Annotated in this window: 16 protein-coding genes and 1 riboswitch; of the genes, 12 read left to right on the plus strand and 4 right to left on the minus strand. The window is 73.6% G+C overall.

Going from position 1 to position 20080, the window contains the following annotated elements; genetic code table 11:
* Positions 1-49: 49 nt before the first annotated feature.
* From pglY to ACTMSW_RS19630, 4 genes are read left to right on the plus strand one after another with little or no spacing between them, the layout of a single operon-like run.
* On the plus strand, positions 50-3784 hold the full coding sequence (gene pglY, locus ACTMSW_RS19615; protein ID WP_441182076.1) for a BREX-2 system ATPase PglY: 3735 nt from the start codon (positions 50-52) through the stop codon (positions 3782-3784).
* Positions 3781-6525, plus strand: a complete 2745-nt coding sequence (pglZ, locus tag ACTMSW_RS19620; RefSeq protein ID WP_441182077.1) for a BREX-2 system phosphatase PglZ — start codon at positions 3781-3783, stop codon at positions 6523-6525. The genes pglY and pglZ overlap by 4 nt, the downstream gene beginning before the upstream one ends.
* Entirely contained in the window at positions 6522-7835 is a 1314-nt protein-coding gene (gene brxD, locus ACTMSW_RS19625; RefSeq protein ID WP_441182078.1) for a BREX system ATP-binding protein BrxD, read from the plus strand. The genes pglZ and brxD overlap by 4 nt, the downstream gene beginning before the upstream one ends.
* An 8-nt stretch (positions 7836-7843) precedes the next feature.
* A complete protein-coding gene (locus tag ACTMSW_RS19630) occupies positions 7844-9970 on the plus strand; it encodes a DEAD/DEAH box helicase (protein ID WP_441182079.1) in 2127 nt (708 codons plus the stop codon).
* On the opposite strand, the gene ACTMSW_RS19635 is transcribed toward ACTMSW_RS19630, so the two are convergent.
* The gene (locus tag ACTMSW_RS19635; protein ID WP_441182080.1) at positions 9955-10686 is read right to left on the minus strand and encodes an HD domain-containing protein; all 732 of its coding nucleotides are present in this window, start codon (positions 10684-10686) and stop codon (positions 9955-9957) included. The genes ACTMSW_RS19630 and ACTMSW_RS19635 overlap by 16 nt on opposite strands.
* A 128-nt stretch (positions 10687-10814) precedes the next feature.
* Between ACTMSW_RS19635 and ACTMSW_RS19640 the strand changes: the two genes are divergently transcribed.
* A complete protein-coding gene (locus ACTMSW_RS19640; protein ID WP_441182081.1) occupies positions 10815-11165 on the plus strand; it encodes a hypothetical protein in 351 nt (116 codons plus the stop codon).
* A 9-nt stretch (positions 11166-11174) separates the two neighbouring features.
* Positions 11175-11606, plus strand: coding sequence for an NUDIX hydrolase (locus tag ACTMSW_RS19645; RefSeq protein WP_441182082.1), 432 nt, complete (start codon positions 11175-11177; stop codon positions 11604-11606).
* 24 nt (positions 11607-11630) lie between these two features.
* On the opposite strand, the gene ACTMSW_RS19650 is transcribed toward ACTMSW_RS19645, so the two are convergent.
* On the minus strand, positions 11631-12794 hold the full coding sequence (locus ACTMSW_RS19650) for an FAD-dependent oxidoreductase (protein ID WP_441182083.1): 1164 nt from the start codon (positions 12792-12794) through the stop codon (positions 11631-11633).
* Between the two features lie 66 nt (positions 12795-12860).
* On the opposite strand from ACTMSW_RS19650, the gene ACTMSW_RS19655 reads away from it, so the two are divergent.
* Positions 12861-13490 carry a TetR/AcrR family transcriptional regulator gene (locus ACTMSW_RS19655; protein ID WP_441182084.1) on the plus strand — a complete coding sequence of 210 codons (630 nt, stop codon included), beginning with the start codon at positions 12861-12863 and terminating at the stop codon, positions 13488-13490.
* Between the two features lie 82 nt (positions 13491-13572).
* The gene (locus ACTMSW_RS19660) at positions 13573-14694 is read left to right on the plus strand and encodes an FUSC family protein (protein ID WP_441182085.1); all 1122 of its coding nucleotides are present in this window, start codon (positions 13573-13575) and stop codon (positions 14692-14694) included.
* A gap of 19 nt (positions 14695-14713) precedes the next feature.
* Here ACTMSW_RS19660 and ACTMSW_RS19665 read toward each other — a convergent pair whose 3' ends face one another.
* Both ACTMSW_RS19665 and ACTMSW_RS19670 read right to left on the minus strand, forming a co-directional pair.
* Positions 14714-15412: an alpha/beta hydrolase gene (locus tag ACTMSW_RS19665; RefSeq protein ID WP_441182086.1), complete on the minus strand. Its 699-nt coding sequence runs from the start codon at positions 15410-15412 to the stop codon at positions 14714-14716.
* A 76-nt stretch (positions 15413-15488) separates the two neighbouring features.
* A complete protein-coding gene (locus ACTMSW_RS19670; protein WP_441182087.1) occupies positions 15489-16475 on the minus strand; it encodes a LacI family DNA-binding transcriptional regulator in 987 nt (328 codons plus the stop codon).
* A gap of 145 nt (positions 16476-16620) precedes the next feature.
* On the opposite strand from ACTMSW_RS19670, the gene ACTMSW_RS19675 reads away from it, so the two are divergent.
* The 4 genes from ACTMSW_RS19675 (at position 16621) to ACTMSW_RS19690 (ending at position 20038) form a co-directional block, all read left to right on the plus strand.
* Positions 16621-17853: an MFS transporter gene (locus tag ACTMSW_RS19675; protein ID WP_441182088.1), complete on the plus strand. Its 1233-nt coding sequence runs from the start codon at positions 16621-16623 to the stop codon at positions 17851-17853.
* Between the two features lie 128 nt (positions 17854-17981).
* Positions 17982-18650, plus strand: coding sequence for a hypothetical protein (locus tag ACTMSW_RS19680; protein ID WP_441182089.1), 669 nt, complete (start codon positions 17982-17984; stop codon positions 18648-18650).
* A 143-nt stretch (positions 18651-18793) separates the two neighbouring features.
* Entirely contained in the window at positions 18794-19135 is a 342-nt protein-coding gene (locus ACTMSW_RS19685) for a hypothetical protein (RefSeq protein ID WP_441182090.1), read from the plus strand.
* 501 nt (positions 19136-19636) lie between these two features.
* Positions 19637-19766, plus strand: a riboswitch (cobalamin riboswitch).
* Between the two features lie 44 nt (positions 19767-19810).
* Positions 19811-20038: a hypothetical protein gene (locus ACTMSW_RS19690; protein WP_441182091.1), complete on the plus strand. Its 228-nt coding sequence runs from the start codon at positions 19811-19813 to the stop codon at positions 20036-20038.
* Positions 20039-20080 lie beyond the last annotated feature (42 nt).

The following is a 20080-nucleotide window of genomic DNA, read 5'->3' on the forward strand; positions in this document are numbered from 1 at the left end:
GCGCCGCGCGGGTCATACGCGTGACGGCTCGATCGGTACGGTATGCAGCATGTCTTCGCCCAGCCCAGCCCCGCTGCTCCGGGAGTTCATCGACATCCCGGAGCGCACGAGCACGAGTGACTTCGTGCTCAAGCTCGCCGACAGTGTCGCCGACGCCGATGCCACCCTCCGCGACTACGTCGTCACGGATCGGCTGCTGGGTAACTTCGACGAGGCGCTCGGGCTGATCCGCTCCGCGGTCGAGGGGCACGCCTCCAAGGCCGCCTACCTGCACGGCTCCTTCGGCTCCGGTAAGTCGCACTTCATGGCGGTGCTGCACGCGCTGCTGCGCGGCGAGGCCGCCGCCCGGGGCCGGGACGAGCTGGCCCCGCTGGTCGCCAAGCACAGTGTCTGGCTGGACGGGCGGAAGTTTCTGCTCATCCCGTACCACCTGCTCGACGCCCGCTCGCTGGAGCAGCGTGTGCTCGGCGGCTACGTCGACCGGGTCCGCGCCCTGCACCCCGACGCGCCGATCCCGGCCGTGCACCGTACCGACGCGCTGCTGGACCAGGCCGCCTCGCTGCGGGAGAAGATCGGCGACAAGCAGTTCATCGACGGCCTGCCCGGCGGGGACGTCGAGGACGAGTGGGGTGAGAGCGAGACCTTCTGGACGTCCGAGCGCCTCGACCAGGCGTTCGCCGGCGCGTACTCCGACGAGCTGCGCCGCAAGCTCGTCAACGACCTGCTGACCAGCTGGAACAAGGGCTTCTTCACCAACGCCCGGGAGGACGCCGAGGCGTTCGTCTCGCTCGACCGGGGCCTCACCGAGATCAGCCGGCACGCCAAGGAACTCGGCTACCACGGCCTGATCCTCTTCCTCGACGAGCTGATCCTCTGGCTGGCCAACTCGATCGGCGACCAGCAGTTCGTCTCCCGCGAGATCCAGAAAATCACCAACTTCGTCGAGGGCGGCGACACCCGCCGGCCCATCCCGGTGGTCAGCTTCATCGCCCGCCAGCGGGACCTCCGCGAACTCGTCGGCGAGGAGGTCACCGGCGCCAACGAGCTGAGCTACCAGGACACCCTCAACCTGGCCAGTGGTCGGTTCGACGTGATCAAGCTGGAGGACCGCAACCTGCCGGAGATCGCCCGCCGCCGGCTGCTCAAACCCCGCGACACCACGGCCGCCGCGGCGATCGGCAAGGCCTTCGACGCCACCACCAAGGTACGCCGGGAGGTGTTCGACACCCTGCTCGGCACGGACTCGGGCAGCGGCGCCGACATCGACGCCTTCCGGTCGACGTACCCGTTCAGCCCGGCGTTCCTCTCCACCCTCGTGCACGTCTCCAGCGCGCTGCAGCGCTCCCGGACCGCGCTGAAGCTGATGCGCCAACTGCTGGTCGACCGCCGCGACACGCTGCGCCTCGGCCAGCTCGTCCCGCTCGGCGATCTCTACGACGTGATCAGCAGCGGCGGCGACCAGCCCTTCACCGAGAAGCTCAAGGCCGAGTTCGAGATGGCCCAGAAGCTCTACGACCTGAAGCTTCGCCCCTACCTGCTCGGCCAGTACGACCTCACCGACGACGATCTAGAGGCTGCCCGCCGGGGCACCGCGCTGCCGGGCGACGTGGCCGGACGGGTCCGTGCTTTCACCGGCGACGACCGGCTGGTGAAGACGCTGCTGCTGGCCGCCCTCGCGCCCAGCGTGCCGGCCCTGCGGAACCTCACTGCCCGGCGGCTGTCCGCGCTCAACCACGGCAGCATCACCAGCCCGATCCCCGGTGGTGAGGTTGCCCAGGTCAACCGGAAGCTCACCGACTGGGCCGGCCGGTTCGCCGAGATCCGCATCGGCGAGGGCGACGACCCGATCGTCTCGCTGGAGCTGGTTGGCGTGGACGTCGACAGCGTCCTGGCCACCGCGAAGCACTACGACAACGAGGGCGCCCGCAAGCACATCGTCCAACGGCTGCTCTGGCAGCAGCTCGGCGTGCCGTGGAGTGACTCGTTCTTCGCCGAGGCCCCGCTGAGCTGGCGGGGCAGCCGCCGCGTCATCGAACTGGTCTACGGCAACGTGCGGGACGGCAACGACATCCGCGACGAGGCGTTCCACCCGAACGACCCGACCGGCTGGCGGATGATCACCGACTATCCGTTCGACGACGGCAATCACGGCCCTGCCGACGATCGGCAGCGGGTACAGGACCTGATCAGCCGTACCGCCTCCCGCACGGTCTGCTGGATCCCCGCCGCACTCACCGTCGAACGCCGCACCGAGCTGGGCAAGCTCGTCATCATCGACAAGCTGCTCGAGGGTCAGCGCTTCGACAGCCACGCCGAGCACCTCAACCCCGACGACCGGCGCCGCGCGCACGGCGCGCTGACCAACCAGCGCAGCGCACTGCTGGCGAAGATGCAGGCCGTGCTCCGCCAGGCGTACGGGCTGGCCGCCAAGCAGCCCACCGACGTCGTCCTCGGCTTCGACGACCACCTGCAGTCGCTCACCCGCGCGCTCGAGCCGAAGCTGCCGATGGGCGCCACCTTCAACGACGCCCTGCGCAGCATCGGCGACCAGATGCTCGGCCAGCAGTTCCCCGCCCACCCCGACTTCGACCCCGACCGCAAGGGCGACCCGATCCGTCTCGCCGACGTCAAGGTGGTGCTCGATTACGTCCGCCGGGCCGTCGAGTCGCCGGAGGGACGCGTCGAGGTCGACCGTACGCACCGGCAGACCGTGCGGCGCATCGCCAACCCCCTCGGCCTGGGCACCATGCACGAGGCGGCGTTCGTCATCGAGGGCGGGTGGGTCCAGCACTTCCAGCGCAAGGCATCCGGCGAGGGCATCACGGGCGAGCTGCGGGTCGGCGACCTGCTCCGCTGGATCGACGACCCGAGTCCCCGTGGCCTCGACCCGATCGTCGCGCAGCTCGTCGTGGCGACCTTCGCCGAGCAGACCGACCGCGCCTTCTACCTCCACGGCAGCGAGGTGATCCCCGCTCCCGAGCTTGGGAAAATCACCGCCGACCACACCCTGCGCGAGGAGCGGCTGCCCAGCGAGGAGGACTGGCAGGCGGCGCGAGCCCGCTCGGCCGCCATCTTCGGCGTCCAGCCGCTCGACCTGCGCCGGGGCCGGCTGGTGGCGCTCTTCGGCCGCGACCTGACCACCCAGGCGAACCGCCACCGGGATGCTGCCCACGGGCTGCTCGCCCGCCTGGATCAGCATGCCACCTGGCTGGGCATCGACAAGGAGGCCGGCACCGGACGGCTGGCCACCGCCCGCGCCGCCGCCGACCTGCTGGAGGCGCTGTTCAACGGCCGGTCGGCGGTGGAAACCGTCGAGCGGCTCGCCCGCGCCGAGCTCGCCGGCCCGGCCGACCGGACCGGCAAGAGCATCATGAGCGCCGCCCAGGTCTCGGCGGCGCTCGCCGCCGCGCCCTGGGACACCTTCGAGATCGTCGCCGGGCTGGCCGAGCCTCACGCGGCCGAGGCGGCGGCGATTCTCGGTGAGCTTCGTCGCGTCGCCCAGGCCGACGAGCTGACCGCCCCGCTCGCCCCGGCCCTACGCCGTGCCCAGGCCGACTCCACTGCGCTGATCCGCCGCGCCACCACGCAGCGGGTCGAACCGCCGGTCAAGAATCCGCCGCCCGAGGTCATCGTGGATCCGGGTCAGACACACCTCGTGCCGGTACCGCGCGGCGGCGTCAGGGTCACGGCCGCGAGTCTGGGGCAGGCGGTGGAGGAACTGCGTGCCTTCGCCGCTGACCAGGGAGACGCCACCATCGAGGTGACCTGGAGAATCGTGCCGTGACTCAGGCACCCGCACCTTCCCAGGCACTGCGGATCAACCCGGTGGCGCTGCGGCAGAAGGTGATGCAGCAACTCGACCGGCACCGCAACGGTGACGCGTACCCGGTGATGGTCGTGCGCGCCGAGCCGGCCTGGCCGCACGACCCGGCGATGCTGCTGCCGGGCGGACGCCCGGCCCGGGTGGTGCCGTGCGTGTCGCCGCTGGCCATCTGGGAGCACCTCGCCGCCGACCGCGACGACGAGGTGCTGGTCCTGCTCACCGACATCCCGGAGTCCGACCTCGGCCACGGCGTGAAGAGCCGGATCTTTCGACAGCGGGTGATCACCCTCGAGCCGTGGGACCTGGTCGTGGACGCCTTCGGCGCGCAACTGCCCGACAGCGCCCTGGAGCGGGAAGGGTGGGCCGGTGAGGCGCTGCTCGACGCGATGCCGCCCGCCGGCTGGCCGAAGCTCACCACCGCCGTGCTCACCCGCGACGTGGCGCTGCGGCACCTCGCCGCCGTACGCCTCGGTCTGGACCGCCGGGGTGGCAGCCCCGACGACCTGGACGTGACGACGCTGCTGCGGTGGAGTGCCGAGCCCGGTGCGGTCGAGGCGTTCGGACTGCTCCGGGAGGGCGAGCGTGACGGCCTGGCCCGGTGGGTCATCGAGCAGTTCGGGCGGCCCGCCAAGGCGCTCTTTGCGCTCGTCGCCGCCGGGCACGGCGGCGACGCGCTTCCGCTCGGACTGGTCTGCGACGCCCTCTGGACCAGCACCACCGCCGAGGCGGTACGGGTGCAGGGACGTATCGACCAGTACTTCGGCAACCTCGACGACGACGCCACGCTACGCGGGTTCGCCGACGCCACGGTCCAGGTGGCCGGTGCGATGCTGACCGCCCCGGATCGGGAGACACGGTTGCAGGCACACGCGGTGCTGGACCGGGCGGAGGAACTGCTCATCCAGTTCGGCGCGGTCGGCAGCGCTGGTCACAGCCCGATCCTGCGTACCGGCTTCACGCAGCGGATCAACGCCGCCGCCGAGGCGCTCCTCGCCGGCCTGAGCAAGCCGGGGGCCTCGGCGCTCGATGCGGCGGTAGAGAGTCTCGCGGACCATCGGCTGGCCGACGCGGAGGCCGGACGGATCCGCCGAATCCGGATGGCCCACCGGCTCGTCCGCTGGCTCGACGTCGAGGTGACCCCGCCCGCGAGCGTCGCCGACGGCGTGGACCGGCAGATCGCCGAATGGGGTTGGGTCGATCTCGCGCTCCACCATGTCTGGGCCGGCGAGGACGTCCACCCGCAGCTGCAGCGCGCGTTCCGCGAGATCCACGAGCGGGCACAGGCGCGGCGCCGAGACCTCGATGCCGCGTTCGCTAACCGTCTCGCCGCCTGGGCCACCGCCGGCCCCGGCAACGACGGCGACCTGCTCACCGTCGAGAACGTCCTTTCGCGCGTCATCGACCCACTGGTCCGCGCCGACCGGCCGGTGCTGCTCGTGGTGCTCGACGGCATGAGTGCGGCCGTCGCCGTGGAACTCGCCGACGAACTCACCCAGCACTGGGTCGAGTACGACCCGATCGCCGGTTCCGGTCCAGGCCGTCGGCGCGGCGTGGCGGCCGCGCTGCCCACCCTGACCGCCGTGTCGCGGACGTCGCTCTTCGCCGGTGCCCTGCGCAGCGGTACCCAGGAGAACGAAAAGCGGATCTTCGCCGAGGGCCGGTGGGGCAAGGGAGCCCGGGTCTTCCACAAAGGACCCGCTCGCGGCGGGGCCGGCGAGGTTCTCGCCGCGGATCTCGCTGCGGCGATGTCTGACCGGACGCACCTGGTAGCCGTCGTCATCAATACCGTCGACGACTCGCTCGCCCACGGTCGTGAAGGCGACGAGCCGGGATGGCAGCTCGGCGACATCGGGTTCCTGCGCAGCCTGCTCGACCTCGCCCGGTCCACCGGGCGGGCGGTCGTCATTACCAGCGACCACGGGCACGTGCTGGAGCGCGGTGGTGAGCTGGTCAAGGCGACCGACGTCGCCTCGGCGCGACACCGCACCGGAGCCGGCCCGGCGGGCCCGGGAGAGGTCGAGCTGAGCGGTCCACGGGTGGTCGCCCCCGGAAACCGGATCATCGCCCTCTGGGACCCGATGCTGCGCTACAGGCCCAGCAAGGCGGGCTACCACGGCGGCGCGTCGCTCGCCGAGGTGACCATCCCGCTACTGGCCTTCCTGCTGCCGAACGTGACGGACACCCCGGCCGGCTGGATGCCGGTGGAGGCACGCCGGCCCGACTGGTGGCAGGCGGAAGCGTCCGTCCCTGTCGTGGCGGCCCCGCCTCCGCCGAGGCTTCCGGCCCCGAAGTCGCGTCGCAAGGTGCCTGCCGTCACCGGAGACGCGCTGTTCGACGTACCGGAGGCGACGCCGGCGCCCGCTCCCGACCCCGCGCCGACCGGCGGTGACTTCGTCACCGCGCTGCTGAACACCGAGCTCTTCAAGGCCCAGCACGGTCTGACACCGCGTCGCGTAGAGCTCGGGAAGATCGAGGCGGCTCTGAGGGCCCTGGTGGAGGCAAAGGGTGTGCTGGCCGTGGCGGTGCTGGCGCAGCGGGCCGGCGAGATGCCGGGCCGTGCCGTCGGGTTTGTCAGGACGCTTCAACGGATCCTCAACGTGGACAACTACGCGGTGCTCTCGTTGATCGACAACTCGCGGACCGCCCGGCTGGACATCGCGCTGCTCCGGGAGCAGTTCCAGCTGCCTGGGGCGCACTCATGAGCAGCGTCAGTCCCGCCCGACGGCGGGAGGTCATCGATGCGCTGCGCCGGGGTGCCGTGCCCTCCGCCGGGCTGGACCTCTTCGCCGTCGGCCTCGACCGGTTCGTCACCACCGTCGGCGAGGACCTCGGCACGGTCGCCGCGGGTGGCTCGGTCTTCAAGGCCGTCCGCGGCGAGTACGGCTCCGGTAAGACGTTCTTCGCCCGATGGATCGCCGAACGGGCCAAACAGGCCAACCTCGCGACCGCCGAGGTGCAGATCTCGGAGAACGAGACGCCGCTGCACAAGCTGGAGACCGTCTACCGTCGGCTCACCGAGCGGCTGACCACCTCGACGTTTCCGCCCAGCGCGATCCGGCCCGTGGTGGACGGCTGGTTCTACGCCCTGGAGGAGGACGTCCTGGCGGCCGGTGAGGTCGCACCCGACGACGCGGAAGCCCTCGACCGGTCCGTCGGCGCGCTGCTCGACCAGCGGCTCGCCGAGGTCAGCCGTAGCGCACCCGCCTTCGCCGCCGCGCTGCGTGGCTACCGTGCCGCCACCACGGCCGGTGACGCCGCCAGCGCGGACGCCGTGCTGGCCTGGCTCGGTGGGCAGCCGCACGTCGCCGCCTCCGCCCGCCGGCTCGCCGGGGTCCGTGGCGATCTCGACCACTTCGCTGCGCTCAGCTTCCTGCAGGGCCTGCTCGCCGTCCTCCGCGACAGCGGCCACCCCGGCCTGCTGCTGGTGCTCGACGAGGTGGAGACGTTGCAGCGCGTTCGCTCCGACGCCCGCGACAAGGCGCTCAACGCTCTGCGGCAGCTGATCGACGAGGTGCACTCCGGTCGCTTCCCCGGCCTGTACCTGATCATCACCGGAACACCGGCGTTCTACGACGGCCCGCAGGGCGTGCAGCGGCTCGCCCCACTGGCGCAGCGGCTCGCCGTCGACTTCGCCACCGACGCGCGGTTCGACAACCCCAGGGCGGTCCAGATCCGGCTCACCGGGTTCACCCCCGATTCGCTCGTCGAGCTGGGTGGCCGGGTGCGTGACCTCTACGCCCAGGGATCCGCTGCCCAGGGCCGGATCCGGACACTGGTGGATGACGCCTACCTGGCCGAGTTGGCCCGTACGGTGGCCGGTGGTCTGGGAGGCAAGGTCGGTGTCGCTCCCCGTCTGTTCCTCAAGAAACTGGTGGGGGAGGTGCTCGACCGGGTCGACCAGTTCGACGACTTCGACCCTCGACAGCACTACGCCCTGACGCTCTCCGCTGCCGAGATGACCGATGTCGAGCGCAACGCGACCAGGGCTGATGAGATCTCCCTCGACCTGTAGGAGACCTCATGAGCGCAGCTGACCTTCTGCATCCGGTGGTTCTCCATCATGTGGTCAACACGCTGCAGTGGCCGGCGCTGCGGCCGTTGCAGGAAGCTGCCGTCCGACCGCTGCTGGGCGGCGAGGACGCGCTGCTGCTCGCACCGACCGCCGGAGGCAAGACCGAAGCCGCCATGTTCCCCCTGCTGTCCCGCATGGCGGAGGAGAACTGGGCCGGCACCACCGTGCTCTATGTCTGCCCCTTGAAGGCGCTGCTCAACAACCTCCTCCCTCGGCTGGAGACCTACACCGGCTGGCTCGGCCGGCGGGCCGCGCTGTGGCACGGCGACGTGACGATGGGCCGCCGTCGGGCGATCCTCCGGGACCGTCCGGACATTCTGCTCACCACGCCCGAGTCACTGGAGTCCATGCTGGTCAGCGCTGCCGTGGACCACGAGACCTTCCTCGGTCAGGTACGGGCGGTCGTGGTCGATGAGGTTCACGCGTTCGCCGGTGACGACCGGGGCTGGCATCTCCTGGCGGTCCTCGAGCGTCTGACGAAGGTGACGGGGCGCCCGGTGCAGCGCGTCGGTCTCTCCGCGACCGTCGGCAACCCGGACGACCTTCTCGCGTGGTTGCAGGGCTCTGGACGCCACCGTCCGGGCCGGGTGGTGGCGCCGGGGGTCGCAGCGGACGTTGCTACGACCGCCCCGGCGGCGCGCCCTCCCGGGGACATCGAGGTGGACTACGTGGGCTCCGTGCACAACGCCGCCAAAGTCATCGCCGCCCTGCATCGCGGACAGAAGCGGCTGGTGTTCTGTGACTCGCGGGCGCTGGTCGAGGACCTCGGGCAGCGGCTACGGGCACTTGATGTCACGACATTCCTGTCCCACGCCTCCCTCTCGCTCGATGAGCGCCGGCGGGCCGAAGAGGCGTTCGCGCAGGAACGCGACTGCGTCATCGTCGCCACCAGCACCCTGGAACTGGGCATCGACGTCGGTGACCTCGACCGCGTCATCCAGATCAACGCCCCACGTACCGTGGCGGCGTTCCTGCAGCGGCTCGGCCGCACCGGCCGGCGGCCCGGAAGCAGTCGGAACTGCCTGTTCCTGGCCCTCGACGGGGACGGACTGCTGCACGCCGCCGGGCTGCTCCACCTGTGGGCGCAGGGCTGGGTGGAAGCCGTCACCCCACCACCGGAGCCCCGACACATCGTCGCTCAGCAGATGTTGGCGCTGGCGCTGCAGCGGCACCGCGTCGGTGACCGGCTGTGGTCGCAGGAGTGGAACGGCCTGGCCCCGTTCGACCAGAGCGCCGAGGTCATCGTGCGGCACCTCGTCGGCAACGGGTACCTGGACGTCGATTCGGGAATGCTCTTCATCGGGCCGGAGACCGAACGACGGTTCGGGCGCCGACACTTCATGGACATGCTCGCGGTGTTCACCGCGCCACCGGAGTTCACGGTGTTGTCCGGCCGCACCGAGATCGGGCGGACCGACCCGGCCCTTCTGACCGCGCGGGTGCAGGGCCCGAGACTGCTGCTGCTCGCTGGGCGGAACTGGCGGGTCACCTACATCGACTGGAAGCGCCGGCGCTGCTTCGTGGAGCCCGCGGAGTCCGGCGGAAAGGCGATGTGGATGAGCGGCGGTTCGCCGCAGGGGCTGTCGTACCGGATGGTCCGTGCGATGCGGGACGTCCTCCTCGGCGACGATCCGCCGGTAGCCCTCACCGGGCGCGCCCGGACCCGGCTGGCGAGTGTTCGGGAGGACGCCGAAGCGTCCGTCCACCCGGGCGGCACGCTCGTCACCCGTGACAGTGACGGCGAGATGCGGTGGTGGACGTGGGCGGGCTTTCGGGCCAACGCCACGCTCATCGCCACCCTGAGCGAGGTGGCGGACCCGACGCAGCGGTACGACGACGCCTGGATCCGGCTGAGGCCGGATGCCGGTCGGGAGATGATGCGCCTCGCGACCTCCGACGCCCGCGAGCGGATCTGCCTGCCGGACGTGAACGAGAAGGCTCTCGACGGTCTCAAGTTCAGCGCCGCACTGCCCGAACGGCTCGCCATGGCGACTCTCGCAGCCCGACTGGCTGATGTCACGGCCGCCCGGGCAGTGCTCGCCGAGCCCGTCCGAACGGCTTACTTCTCGGCCTGAACGGGCTGGTCGAGGATGGAGCTGAAGCGCTCCTCGGCGAGGTCGAGCTGGTCGAGGATGTGCTGTTTCACCGGTGCCGACAGCGGCGTGTCCGGCCGGGTGACGAGGTCCCGGAAGACCGGCACCAGGGGCCGGTACTTGCGGGCCGAGGACACCACCTTCGGCCCGACGGTGTGGATGACGCCCACCCCGTTGTCGGTGAAGTCGGAGACCTTGATGACCCGTGCCCAGGGCTCCCGGTCCAGGCTGGCCGCCACGTGCTCGCGGTACTGGGTGTGCTTGTCCCGGCCCGGGTCGTACGCCGGGTTGGTGACCGCACCGACCAGCCGGGCGACCCGCGGGCCGAACCGGTCGGCGAGGGCGGCGAGCGCGGCGGCCGTGCGGTCCGCGCCGGGCCGGTCGGCGGCCAGCTCGTCGGGGTGGTCCTCGACGGCGTCGTGCAGCAGGCCGGCGACGATCACGTCGACCTCGCGTACCTGGTAGTGGTGCATCATCCGGATCGACACCCGCAGCAGGTGGTTGAGGTACGGCTCGCGGACCCGCCGGTCGTCGCGGTGCAGGTCGGCGGCGAGGTCGAGGGCCTCGGTGAGGCGGGTCCGCGCCGGCTCGTCGAAGGCCTGGATCTCCAGCCGGAACCGGGCCAGCAGGCCGGGCTCACCGTGGATCTCGGTGATCGCGTGCATCGGCATGGTGGCGAGGTGCGCGGGGAACTCCATGGCCCACTTATAGCCGATCTTCACCATCCCGCGGCCGGTGCGGTCCGCCTTCCGACGCACGCCGGAGGTGGCGGGGAGGCGCCCGGCACGGTCCCCGGCGCGGGGGAGGCGGGCCGGCGGCCGGATGGGTGAGGCTGGAGCCCGCCGACGCGGAGGAGACCGATGACTCCCGCTCAGCACGCCGCGCGCAGGATCGAGCTGCATGTCCGGATCGGCCGCACCCGCTGAGCGTGCTGCACGCGGCCGGCGTGCGATGCTCGGTGTCGACCGACGACCCGGCGCTGTTCGACATCACCCTCACCGACGAGTACGCGGTGGCGGCGGGGCTGGGCGTCGACGGCGCCGCCGCGTACGCGGCCGGGCTCGCCGGCATGCTCGGGACCGACGCCGACCGCGAACGGCTGGTGGCCCTGGGCGACGTGGCCCACGGCGGCGACCGGCCGGGCGTGGGACGGCCGGACGCGACGGTGCGGCACTAGGCTCCGGTCATGATCTCGGTCTCCTGCGTGCTGCTCGTGGACCCGGACGGGCGGCTGCTGATGCAGCTGCGGGACGGCGACGCCCAGTACCACCCGGACGTGTGGGGTCTGCCCGGCGGTCACGGGGAGCCGGGGGAGACCCCGGAGGAGACGGCCGTGCGGGAGCTGTGGGAGGAGACCGGGCTGCGGCCGGTCGACGCGCTGGCCCCCTTCGCGGTGCAGGAGGTCCCCGAGGTGGGACGGGTCAAGCACTACTTCTGCGGTCCGACCCGCGCCCGCCAGGAGGACGTGGTGCTCGGTGAGGGCGCCGCGCTCGTCTTCCTGACGCCGGAGGAGGTCCTGGACGGCCGCCCGTACACGCCGGGCACCGCCGAGGTGCTGAACCGCTTCCTCGGGTCGCCGGTGTACGCCGCGCTGGCCGCGCGAGCCGCCGCCGGCTGACGGCTGCCCGTCGGCGGGCGGCGGTCAGGCGGACGCGGGGGGTCGCCAGTCGGTGTGCCGGGCCATCCCGCGCAGCGCCGCCCGGGCCGGCGTCATCCGCAGGGCCGTGTTCCGCAGGGCCACCGCCGCCGGATGCCGCAGCTGCTGGCCGAAGCGCCCCGCCTGCCAGGACGCGCGGGCGACGGCCTGGCTGCGGGGTCGCCGCCTGAGGTCGTACGCGGCCAGGGCGCCCGGCACCTCCGCGGGCCGTACGCCCGCGCAGGCCGCGCCCAGCTCCACGGCGTCCTCGATGGCCTGGCAGGCGCCCTGCCCGAGGTTCGGGGTCATCGCGTGCGCGGCGTCGCCGAGCAGCGCCACCCGCCCCCGCACGTAGGTGGGCAGCGGGGTGGCGAGGTGGTACAGGTCGGTGCGCAGCACCGCCTCCGGCGGGGTGGCCGCGAGCAGCGCCGGAATCGGGTCGTGCCAGTCGCCGAAGCGCTCCCGCACCACGGCCAACTCGTCGGCCGCCCGGCCGCCGGGCGGGGCGAGAACGGCGGCGAACCAGTAGAGCCGACCGTCGCCGATCGGCACCATCCCGAACTCCGTGCCCGGTCCCCAGCTCACCGCCACCGGGACGGGCCGGTCGAACGCGACCGCGGCCCGCCAGGCGGTGGTGCCCGCGTACACCGGTGGGGGGATGTCGGGCCAGAGCCGGGTACGCAGGACGCTGCGCAGCCCGTCGGCCCCCACCACCAGGTCGGCGCGGACGGCGGCCGGCTCACCCCGCAGGTCGTAGCGGATCTCGCCGGTGTCCGGGTCGACGTCGGACACGGTCGCCCCGGTCCGCAGCACGTCGGGTGGCAGGGCGTCGCGGAGGAGTCGCTGCAGGGTCGCCCGGTGGATGCCGATCGCGCTGGTGCCCAGCAGCCGGGTCATGTCCGCGCCGTCCAACCGCGACAGCCAGCGCCCGCGTGCCGTGCGCAGCCCGCCCGCGGCGTCCGCGGCGCCCCGGGAGCGCACCGCCGCACCGAGGCCCAGCGCGTCGAGCCCGCGTACCGCGTTGGCCATCAGGGTGAGCCCCGAGCCCACCTCGCGCAGCTCGGGGGCGCGCTCCAGCACTGTGACCTGCCATCCGTGCCGGTGCAGCGCCAGCGCGGCGGCGAGGCCACCGATCCCGCCACCCACGACGACCGCGCGCGTTCCGCCCATGTCGACCGCCCTTCTACGCCTGTAGAAGGCCATACTACGGCCGGGAGGCGAATCGGAGGAGGGCGCGTGGCGGGGCGGGAGGACCGGGTGGCGAGGCTGGCGGACGCGGCCGTCGAGTTGCTGGCCGAGGGCGGGATGCGGGCGCTGACCCATCGGGCCGTCGACGCCCGGGCCGGCGTGCCGACCGGCACCACCTCGGCCTACCTGCGTACCCGGGCGGCGCTCATCGAGGCGGTGGTCCAGCGGTTGGCCGACCTCGACCGCGCCGACCTGGCGGTGCGTGACCTGCCTACCGGGGCGTCACCGCCGGAGCCCGGCCCGCCGCTGGACGCGGAGGACCTCGACCGCCTCGCCACCGGTGTCGGCGCGCTGCTGGACCGCTGGCTCACCACCGGGCGCACCCGCTCCCTGGCCCGGTACGCGTGCCTGCTCGAAGCGGTCCACCGCCCCGAGCTGCGGCCGGTCCTCGCACACGGCACGGGCCTGCGCGTCCAGGCGCGGGACCTGCTCGCCCGTGCAGGGGCGGCCGACCCGCGCCGGCAGGGCGACCAGCTCGTCGCCTTCGTCGACGGGCTGCTGTTCGACCGGCTCGTCGGCGCCGGCACCCTCTCCGCGCCCGCGTCGGGGACGCCGGAGAGCCGGGCCGACCTGACCGCCGCCGTCCGCGCCCTCCTGCGCGCCTTCACCGGCCGCTGACCCCGTCCCGGCAAGCCCGGCCGCGCTTACCGCTACCGTCGCCGGGTAGCCCGCCGGTCGGGGGCGGACCGAGGAGGCGGGGATGTTCCGGTGGAGCGTGTTCCGGGCGGCCGCCGGCCGGCTGCGACACGGATGGCGGCCGGTGGTCGAGGCGACCCTGGCGGCGACCGTCGCCTGGCTCCTCGCCGCGGACCTGGTCGGCGATCCGCAGCCCTTCTTCGCCCCGGCCGCCGCGCTGATCGTCCTCGGACAGGCCCGGGGGCAGCGGATCCGGCGCGCGGTGGAGGTGGTGCTCGGCGTCGCCGCCGGGGTGCTGGTCGCCGACCTGGTGGTGCAGGCCCTCGGCCGGACCACCGGCACCGTCTTCACCGTCATCCTGATCACCGTCGCCTTGGCCGTGGCGGTCGGCGCCACCGGGGTCTCACTGGTGCAGGCGGCCGTCTCCGCCCTCTACCTGGTGGCGATCCCGCCGGTGCGCGACGCGCTGGTGCCGTTCCGCTTCGTGGACGCCCTGGTCGGCGGCGTGGTCGCGATCGTGGTCAGCCAGCTCGTCGGCGCCCGCCGGCCGCTGGCCCCGCTGGTCGGCGAGGTCCGGCAGACCTTCGACCAGCTCGCCGGCCTGCTCACCGAGGTCGCCGACGCGTTGGACGCGCGGGACGCCCCGGCCGCCCTGGCCGCGCTGGAGCGGGCGCGTGGCATGGACGCGGCGGTGGACCGGCTCCGCGACGGCGTCCGCGTGGCCGGCGAGGCGCTGCGCCTGCACGTACGCCGTCGCCGGCACATCGGTCGACTCCGCTCGGTCGACGGCGCGATCCGGCAGATCGACTACGTGGTCCGCAACGTCCGGGTGCTGGCCCGCGCCGGGGTCACGTTGAGCCGGCAGCCCGCCCCGCCGCCGCCCGCGCTGGGCGGCACGCTGCGCGGCCTGGCCGACGCCGTCCGGGACGCCGGCGCGGCGCTCGCCGCCGACCTCGACGGCGACACCCGGGCCGCCGACCGGCATGCCGCGCAGGCGGAGCGGGCCACCCTGGAGGCCGTACGCGCCGCCGGGCGGCTCTTCACCCCGGGCCAGACCCTGCCGCTGGCCATGATCGTCGGTCAGGTCCGCGCCACCGCCATCGACCTGCTGCGCGGTGTCGGCGTGGACGACGACGCGGCGGTCCTCACCCGGGTGGACGAGGCGCTGGGGCTGCCGGTGCGGTGACCCGTCGCGCCGGGGCCGGTCAGCCGCTCAGCCAGGCCGCGGCGTGGTGCCGGATCTCGGCCGGCACCTCGTGGCCGCCCGGGAACTCCTGGTAGGTCACGTCGTAGTCGAGCGCGCGCAGCCGGGGCACCAGCCGGCGGCTGCACACGTCGATCGGCAGCACCGGGTCGTCCGTGCCGTGCGCCACGTACACCCGGGGCTTGCCGTGGGTGACCAGGGGCGCGGCGAAGCCGGGGGAGAAGGCCACGACCGCGTCGACCAGGTCGCCGTTGGTCAGGCCCAGCGACAGGGCGTACGAGGCGCCGTCGGAGAAGCCGCCGAAGACGACCCGGTCGACGGGGTGGCCGGAGAACACACCGGCGAGCAGCCCGTCGATCCGGCGTACGTCCACCCCGAAGCCCTCGACGATCAGGTCCCAACTGCCCGCGGCGGCCTGCGGGGCGACCAGCAGCAGGTGGTGCGCGTCGGCCACCGGCAGCAGCAGGTCCAGACCCTGCCGGGCCGAGCCGCCCGCACCGTGCAGCAGAAGCACGAGGCGGTACGGCGAGCCGTCGGCGGGCTCCGGCGCGTACACCGTCGCCAGCGGGCCGCCCTCGGCGTCGGTCAGTGCGGTGAGGCCGGTGCCGGCCCGCCCGGTGGGCGGTGCCGGCCGGGCGGTGAGCCGGCCGTGCCGGGCGTTCTCCTCCGGTGCGCGGTGGGGCGGGGCGGGTTCGCTCACGGGCGGTCCTCTTGCTCGGCGGTGCGGACGGCCGGCGGTTACCCGCCCCCGGGAGGACCAACCCCCGTCCCGCCGGTCAGGCGCTCACCCGGCGGACGAGTCGGGACGGGAAGACCGTCTCCGGGCCGACCCGGTCGCCGGTCAGCACGGCGGTCGCCGCGGCCGTGGCGATCTGCGCCACCGGGTGGGTGGCGGTGGTCAGCGCGGGGGTCGTCACCGCCGCGAGGGGGATGTCGTCGAAACCGGTCACCGCGACGTCCCCCGGGACCTGGACACCGTCGGCGCGCAGCCCGTCGATCACCCCGAGGGCCGTGGCGTCGCTGATGCCGACCACCGCGTCGGTGTCCGGCCACCGGGCCAGCACCTCCCGGACCGCCGTCCGGCCCCGCTGCGCGGTGAAGTCCCCGCGCACCATGCGCGCCGGCAGGCCCGCCTCCCGCACGACCCGTCGGTACGCCCGGACCGACCGGCCGGCGCAGGACAGCCAGCGGGGGCCGGTGACCATGGCGATGCGGCGACGGCCGGTCGCGTACAGGTGCCGGACCACCTCGTCGGTGCCGCCGGCGTTGTCCACGTCGAACGAGGGCACGCCGGCGGAGCCGATGCCGATCGACGCCACCCGGCCGCGCAGCGCCGACGGAACCGCGTCGAGCACCCGCTCGGTGGTGTTGAGCAGGATCAGCCCGCCCACCCCGCGGTCCTCGGCCAGCCGCCGCAGGCCACCCGGGTCCCGGGTCGGCAGCCAGTGCAGCGCCACCCCGAGCCCGTGCGGCGCGCAGACGCGGGCCGCCGCGCCGACCACCCGGTCGACGTACGGGTCGTCGAGGACCGCCGGGGACGCGCCGGACACCACCACCACGAGACGGACACCGCTGCCCCGGGCCAGCGCGCGGGCGGCCAGGTTGGGCACGTACCCGAGCCGGTCCGCCGCAGCGGTCACCCGGTCCTGGGCGGCGGGCGAGGCGTACCCGGTGCCGGCGAGCACCCGGGACGCGGTGGCCGCGGACACCCCGGCCGCGGCGGCGACGTCCGCCAGGGTGGGTGTCCGGTACGGCAGCATCATCTCGCTCCTCCCCGTTGTCGCCTTCGACACGCATCATCCCTCCCGAGGCGCGTGCAGGTAAGGGGTGGACCCGGGTTGTGGTGGTAGCGCTTACAGGTGTGTGATCGTTCGGCAGAACTCCGTCCCGACGAGAGGACCCGTACCCGTGACCGGCGCCGCCCCGTCCACCGCACCGGCCCCCACCGCCGGCGTACCCCGGTCCGTGCTGGCGGCCCGGAACGGCGTCGCGGCCGTCTTCGCCCTCAACGGGCTCGCCGTCGCCACCTGGTTCGCGCGGGTGCCGGCGGTCCGTGAGGCGCTGGACCTGAGCGCCGGCCGCCTCGGGCTGGTGCTGCTCGCCATGTCCGTCGGCGCCATCGTCGCGATGCCCGCCTCGGGCCTGGTCGCCCAGCGGCTGGGCAGCGCCCGCGCCGTGGTCGTCGCCACGGTGCTCGTGGCGCTCGGCCTGGCCACGGTGGGGATCTCCGCCAGTGTCGTCGGCTCGCTGGCCGGTGTGGTGGTCGGCCTGATCGCCCTCGGCTTCGGCTCCGGCATGTGCGACGTGGCCATGAACATCGAGGGGGCGGCGGTCGAGCGGCGGCTCGGCCGGACGATCATGCCCCGGTTCCACGCGGCGTGGAGTCTCGGCTCGGTGGCCGGCGCGGGGCTCGGGGCCGGGGCGGCCCGGCTCGGTGTCCCGATCGCCGTCCACCTCACCGTCCTGGCGGCGGTCGTGCTGGTCGGCACGGTGGCCGGCGCGCGGGCCTTCCTGCCGGTGCGGGAGAGCACCCCGGCCGGGGCGGACGGCACCGGCTCCGGCCGCCGCCGGGACCTGCTGAGCGCCTGGCGGGAGCCGCGCACCCTGCTCATCGGTCTGTTCGTGCTGGTCATGGCGTTCGCCGAGGGCAGCGCCAACGACTGGCTCGCGGTCGCGTTCATCGACGGGTACGGCCTCAGCGAGGCCGCCGGGGCCGCGGTCTTCGGCGTGTTCGTGGTGGGCATGACGGTGGGACGCACCGCCGGAACCATGGCCCTGGACCGGTGGGGCCGGGTGCCGGTGCTGCTCGGCACGATTCTGCTGGCCGTCGTCGGCGCGGGGCTGGCGGTGCTGGCCGGGTCCGGGCCGGTCGCGATCGTCGGGGTGGCGCTCTGGGGACTCGGCGCGTCGCTCGGCTTCCCGGTCGGCATGAGCGCGGCGGCCGACGACGAGGACCGTGCCCCGGCCCGGGTCAGCGTCGTCGCGGTGATCGGCTACACGGCGTTCCTGGCCGGCCCTCCGCTGCTCGGGTTCCTCGGCGACGAGGTCGGTACGCTCCGCGCCCTGCTCGTCGTGCCGCTGCTGCTGCTCCCGACGCTGGCGCTGGTCCCGGTCACCCGCCGCCCGGCACGCGATCGATGACCACGTCCCACCCACCGATTCCGCGCACCTGATCGAGGCTCCGTCCGATATGGACTCGCTTGCCTCGGGCCGTCATCATGCAACCGACGCCGGTGGGCGCCGGCGGTGCGAATCGCGAGGAGGGCATCGTGCAGGAACACGCGGGGTACGCCGTGGCGGCGGCGGCGTACATCACGACCCGGCTGATGAACGAGACGGCAGGTGGACCGGAACTGCTCGAGGACATCCGCGGCCTGCACCGGCTGGTGCGGCAGCGCCTCGACGACGACGACCACCTCGGCGTCGAGTACGTGCAGCAGAGCCCGCGCAGCGCCAAGGCCCGGTCCACCCTGGCCAGGGACATCGAGTACGCCGCCGGTGAGCACCCCGGCTTCGCCGCCGAGTTGACCTCCGTCGTGGACAGGTTGCGGGAGGCCGGTGGCCTGGACTACCTCGTCGCGCACGGCGGTGCCGCGGTCCTGCGCCAGGTCGTCGACCGTGACCGGCGCGGCGTCGACGCGTTGCGTCCGAGCCTGGTGCGGGCGCTCGGGCCCGGCGCCCCCGATGTGATGCTCACCGCGGCCGCGAGCGAGGCCGTCGCATCCCCGGCCGGCCACGGCACGACCGCCTGGCAGATCGTCTACTACGTCCTTGGCGCCCTGGCGGTGAGCGGCATGGCTCTCGCCTTCCTCGGCCAGAGTATCGACGAGAAGCCACTCGTCATCGCGGGCATCATCCTCACGATCGTGTTCGGCGCGCTCGTCGGGATCCTGCACCGCCTGCCCCGACTGCGCGGCGTGCCGGCGGACACCGTGTGACGGTAGGCGGGGACCCGGCCCGCCTATTCGTGCAGCCAGACATCCGGCGCTGGGCTGATCCGCTCAGGTGGTTGTCACCGTCCTCGCAGCCTGCTGCCAGGTCACGGTGGTGAACTGGGGTACGGCGAGGAAAGGAGGCCGGCATGGGCTGGTTCCGCCGACGGTCGCGTACCGCCGCGGCCGAGGGAACCCCGACGAAGCTCGACCGGGAGGCCACCCGGGAGGACCTGGCCGCGCTGGAGGCGTTCGTGGCCAGCCGTACCGGGGTCGAGTTCTACCTGGAGCCCGAGACCACGGCGACCGACACGACGGTGGTGGCGATCGCCCACGACGGCGAGTGGATCCGCCGCCGCACCGGGTCGCCGCGCGTCGCGGGCGCGCTGGCCCGCAAGCACGCCCTGCCGCTGTACGAGGCCGCGAAGACCGGCTACCCGGAACGCATGCGGGCGTGGAACCGGGCCCACCCGGAGCGCCGCGCCCGCTGACCCCCGACGCCGGGCCGTCGCACTCCGGCTTGGGGAAGCCCGAGTCGATCATCACACCGCGCGCCCACCCGACGCTGGCCGGACGGCCTGCCGCCGCCGGCCCGCCGGCGTGTGCCCCCGACGGGCGGAACCGCCTCGGGGCGTGTGCGCGGACCTCTTCCCCTCCGATTCACGGCAGATCGATGACGGACGTTCCGTCGCCGGCGGTTGGGTCGTGACCGGATCGTCTCGCCCAGCGTGGCTGCCAGGCACGTCACGGTCACCGGGCGACCCGCTGCCCCCGTTCTGCGCGTCGCTCCCGCCATGGACGTCATCCCGATCCGGCGCGCCCATGGCGGCAGAGCAAGGGGGCACTTTATAGGCAAGCGACAATGTCCGTAGCGCCGGTTGATATCGCCGCAATTGCCGTCCACCGATACCCGGCGGCGGCGGGGGTGGGGCCTCGGGTGGCGTTGACCGTCGGCCGCGACGTGTGGCAGCATTCGCGGCCTGACGGCAGTGAAGGAAGCCGGTGTGATTCCGGCGCGGTCCCGCCACTGTCACCGGGGAGCGATCCCCCCTCGTGAGTCACGGCCGTGCGTGCGCGGTTGGAAGGCCGGGGGTGAGCGTCGATCCGGGAGCCAGGATACTTCGGCCGTCGGTGCACCCCAGGGCGTGGACACCCGAGGAGGACCGATGACGCACCGCGTCTCCACCATGGATCAGCATCGTCGTACGTCGACCGGGCGCGGCAGCGTGCCCCGGTCCGGCCCGGCCGCGCCGGCCGCCCGGAGCGGCCCCGCCGTGCCGACCAGCACCCGCGTTCGACGCGCCGCACTGGCCGGCGCCGTCACCCCCTGCGCCGCACCGGCCGGCGCCGTCACCCCCTGCGCCGCACCGGCCGGCGCTTCCGCGCGCCCCTGACGCCTCCGCGCACCGCCACCGGTCCCCACCGGCCTCCCGCCG

Origin of the sequence: Micromonospora sp. BQ11 (assembly GCF_052068135.1) — a bacterium.
Taxonomy (GTDB): Bacteria; Actinomycetota; Actinomycetes; order Mycobacteriales; family Micromonosporaceae; genus Micromonospora.

Bases quoted from the DNA above. Each gene is read 5' to 3' on its own strand.
- ACTMSW_RS19685 (WP_441182090.1), top strand. From the start codon at position 18,794: ATGGGCTGGTTCCGCCGACGGTCGCGTACCGCCGCGGCCGAGGGAACC.
- brxD (WP_441182078.1), top strand. From the start codon at position 6,522: ATGAGCAGCGTCAGTCCCGCCCGACGGCGGGAGGTCATCGATGCGCTG.
- ACTMSW_RS19635 (WP_441182080.1), bottom strand. From the start codon at position 10,686: ATGGAGTTCCCCGCGCACCTCGCCACCATGCCGATGCACGCGATCACC.
- ACTMSW_RS19645 (WP_441182082.1), top strand. From the start codon at position 11,175: ATGATCTCGGTCTCCTGCGTGCTGCTCGTGGACCCGGACGGGCGGCTG.
- ACTMSW_RS19670 (WP_441182087.1), bottom strand. From the start codon at position 16,475: ATGATGCTGCCGTACCGGACACCCACCCTGGCGGACGTCGCCGCCGCG.
- ACTMSW_RS19690 (WP_441182091.1), top strand. From the start codon at position 19,811: ATGACGCACCGCGTCTCCACCATGGATCAGCATCGTCGTACGTCGACC.
- pglY (WP_441182076.1), top strand. From the start codon at position 50: ATGTCTTCGCCCAGCCCAGCCCCGCTGCTCCGGGAGTTCATCGACATC.
- ACTMSW_RS19660 (WP_441182085.1), top strand. From the start codon at position 13,573: ATGTTCCGGTGGAGCGTGTTCCGGGCGGCCGCCGGCCGGCTGCGACAC.
- ACTMSW_RS19630 (WP_441182079.1), top strand. From the start codon at position 7,844: ATGAGCGCAGCTGACCTTCTGCATCCGGTGGTTCTCCATCATGTGGTC.
- ACTMSW_RS19650 (WP_441182083.1), bottom strand. From the start codon at position 12,794: ATGGGCGGAACGCGCGCGGTCGTCGTGGGTGGCGGGATCGGTGGCCTC.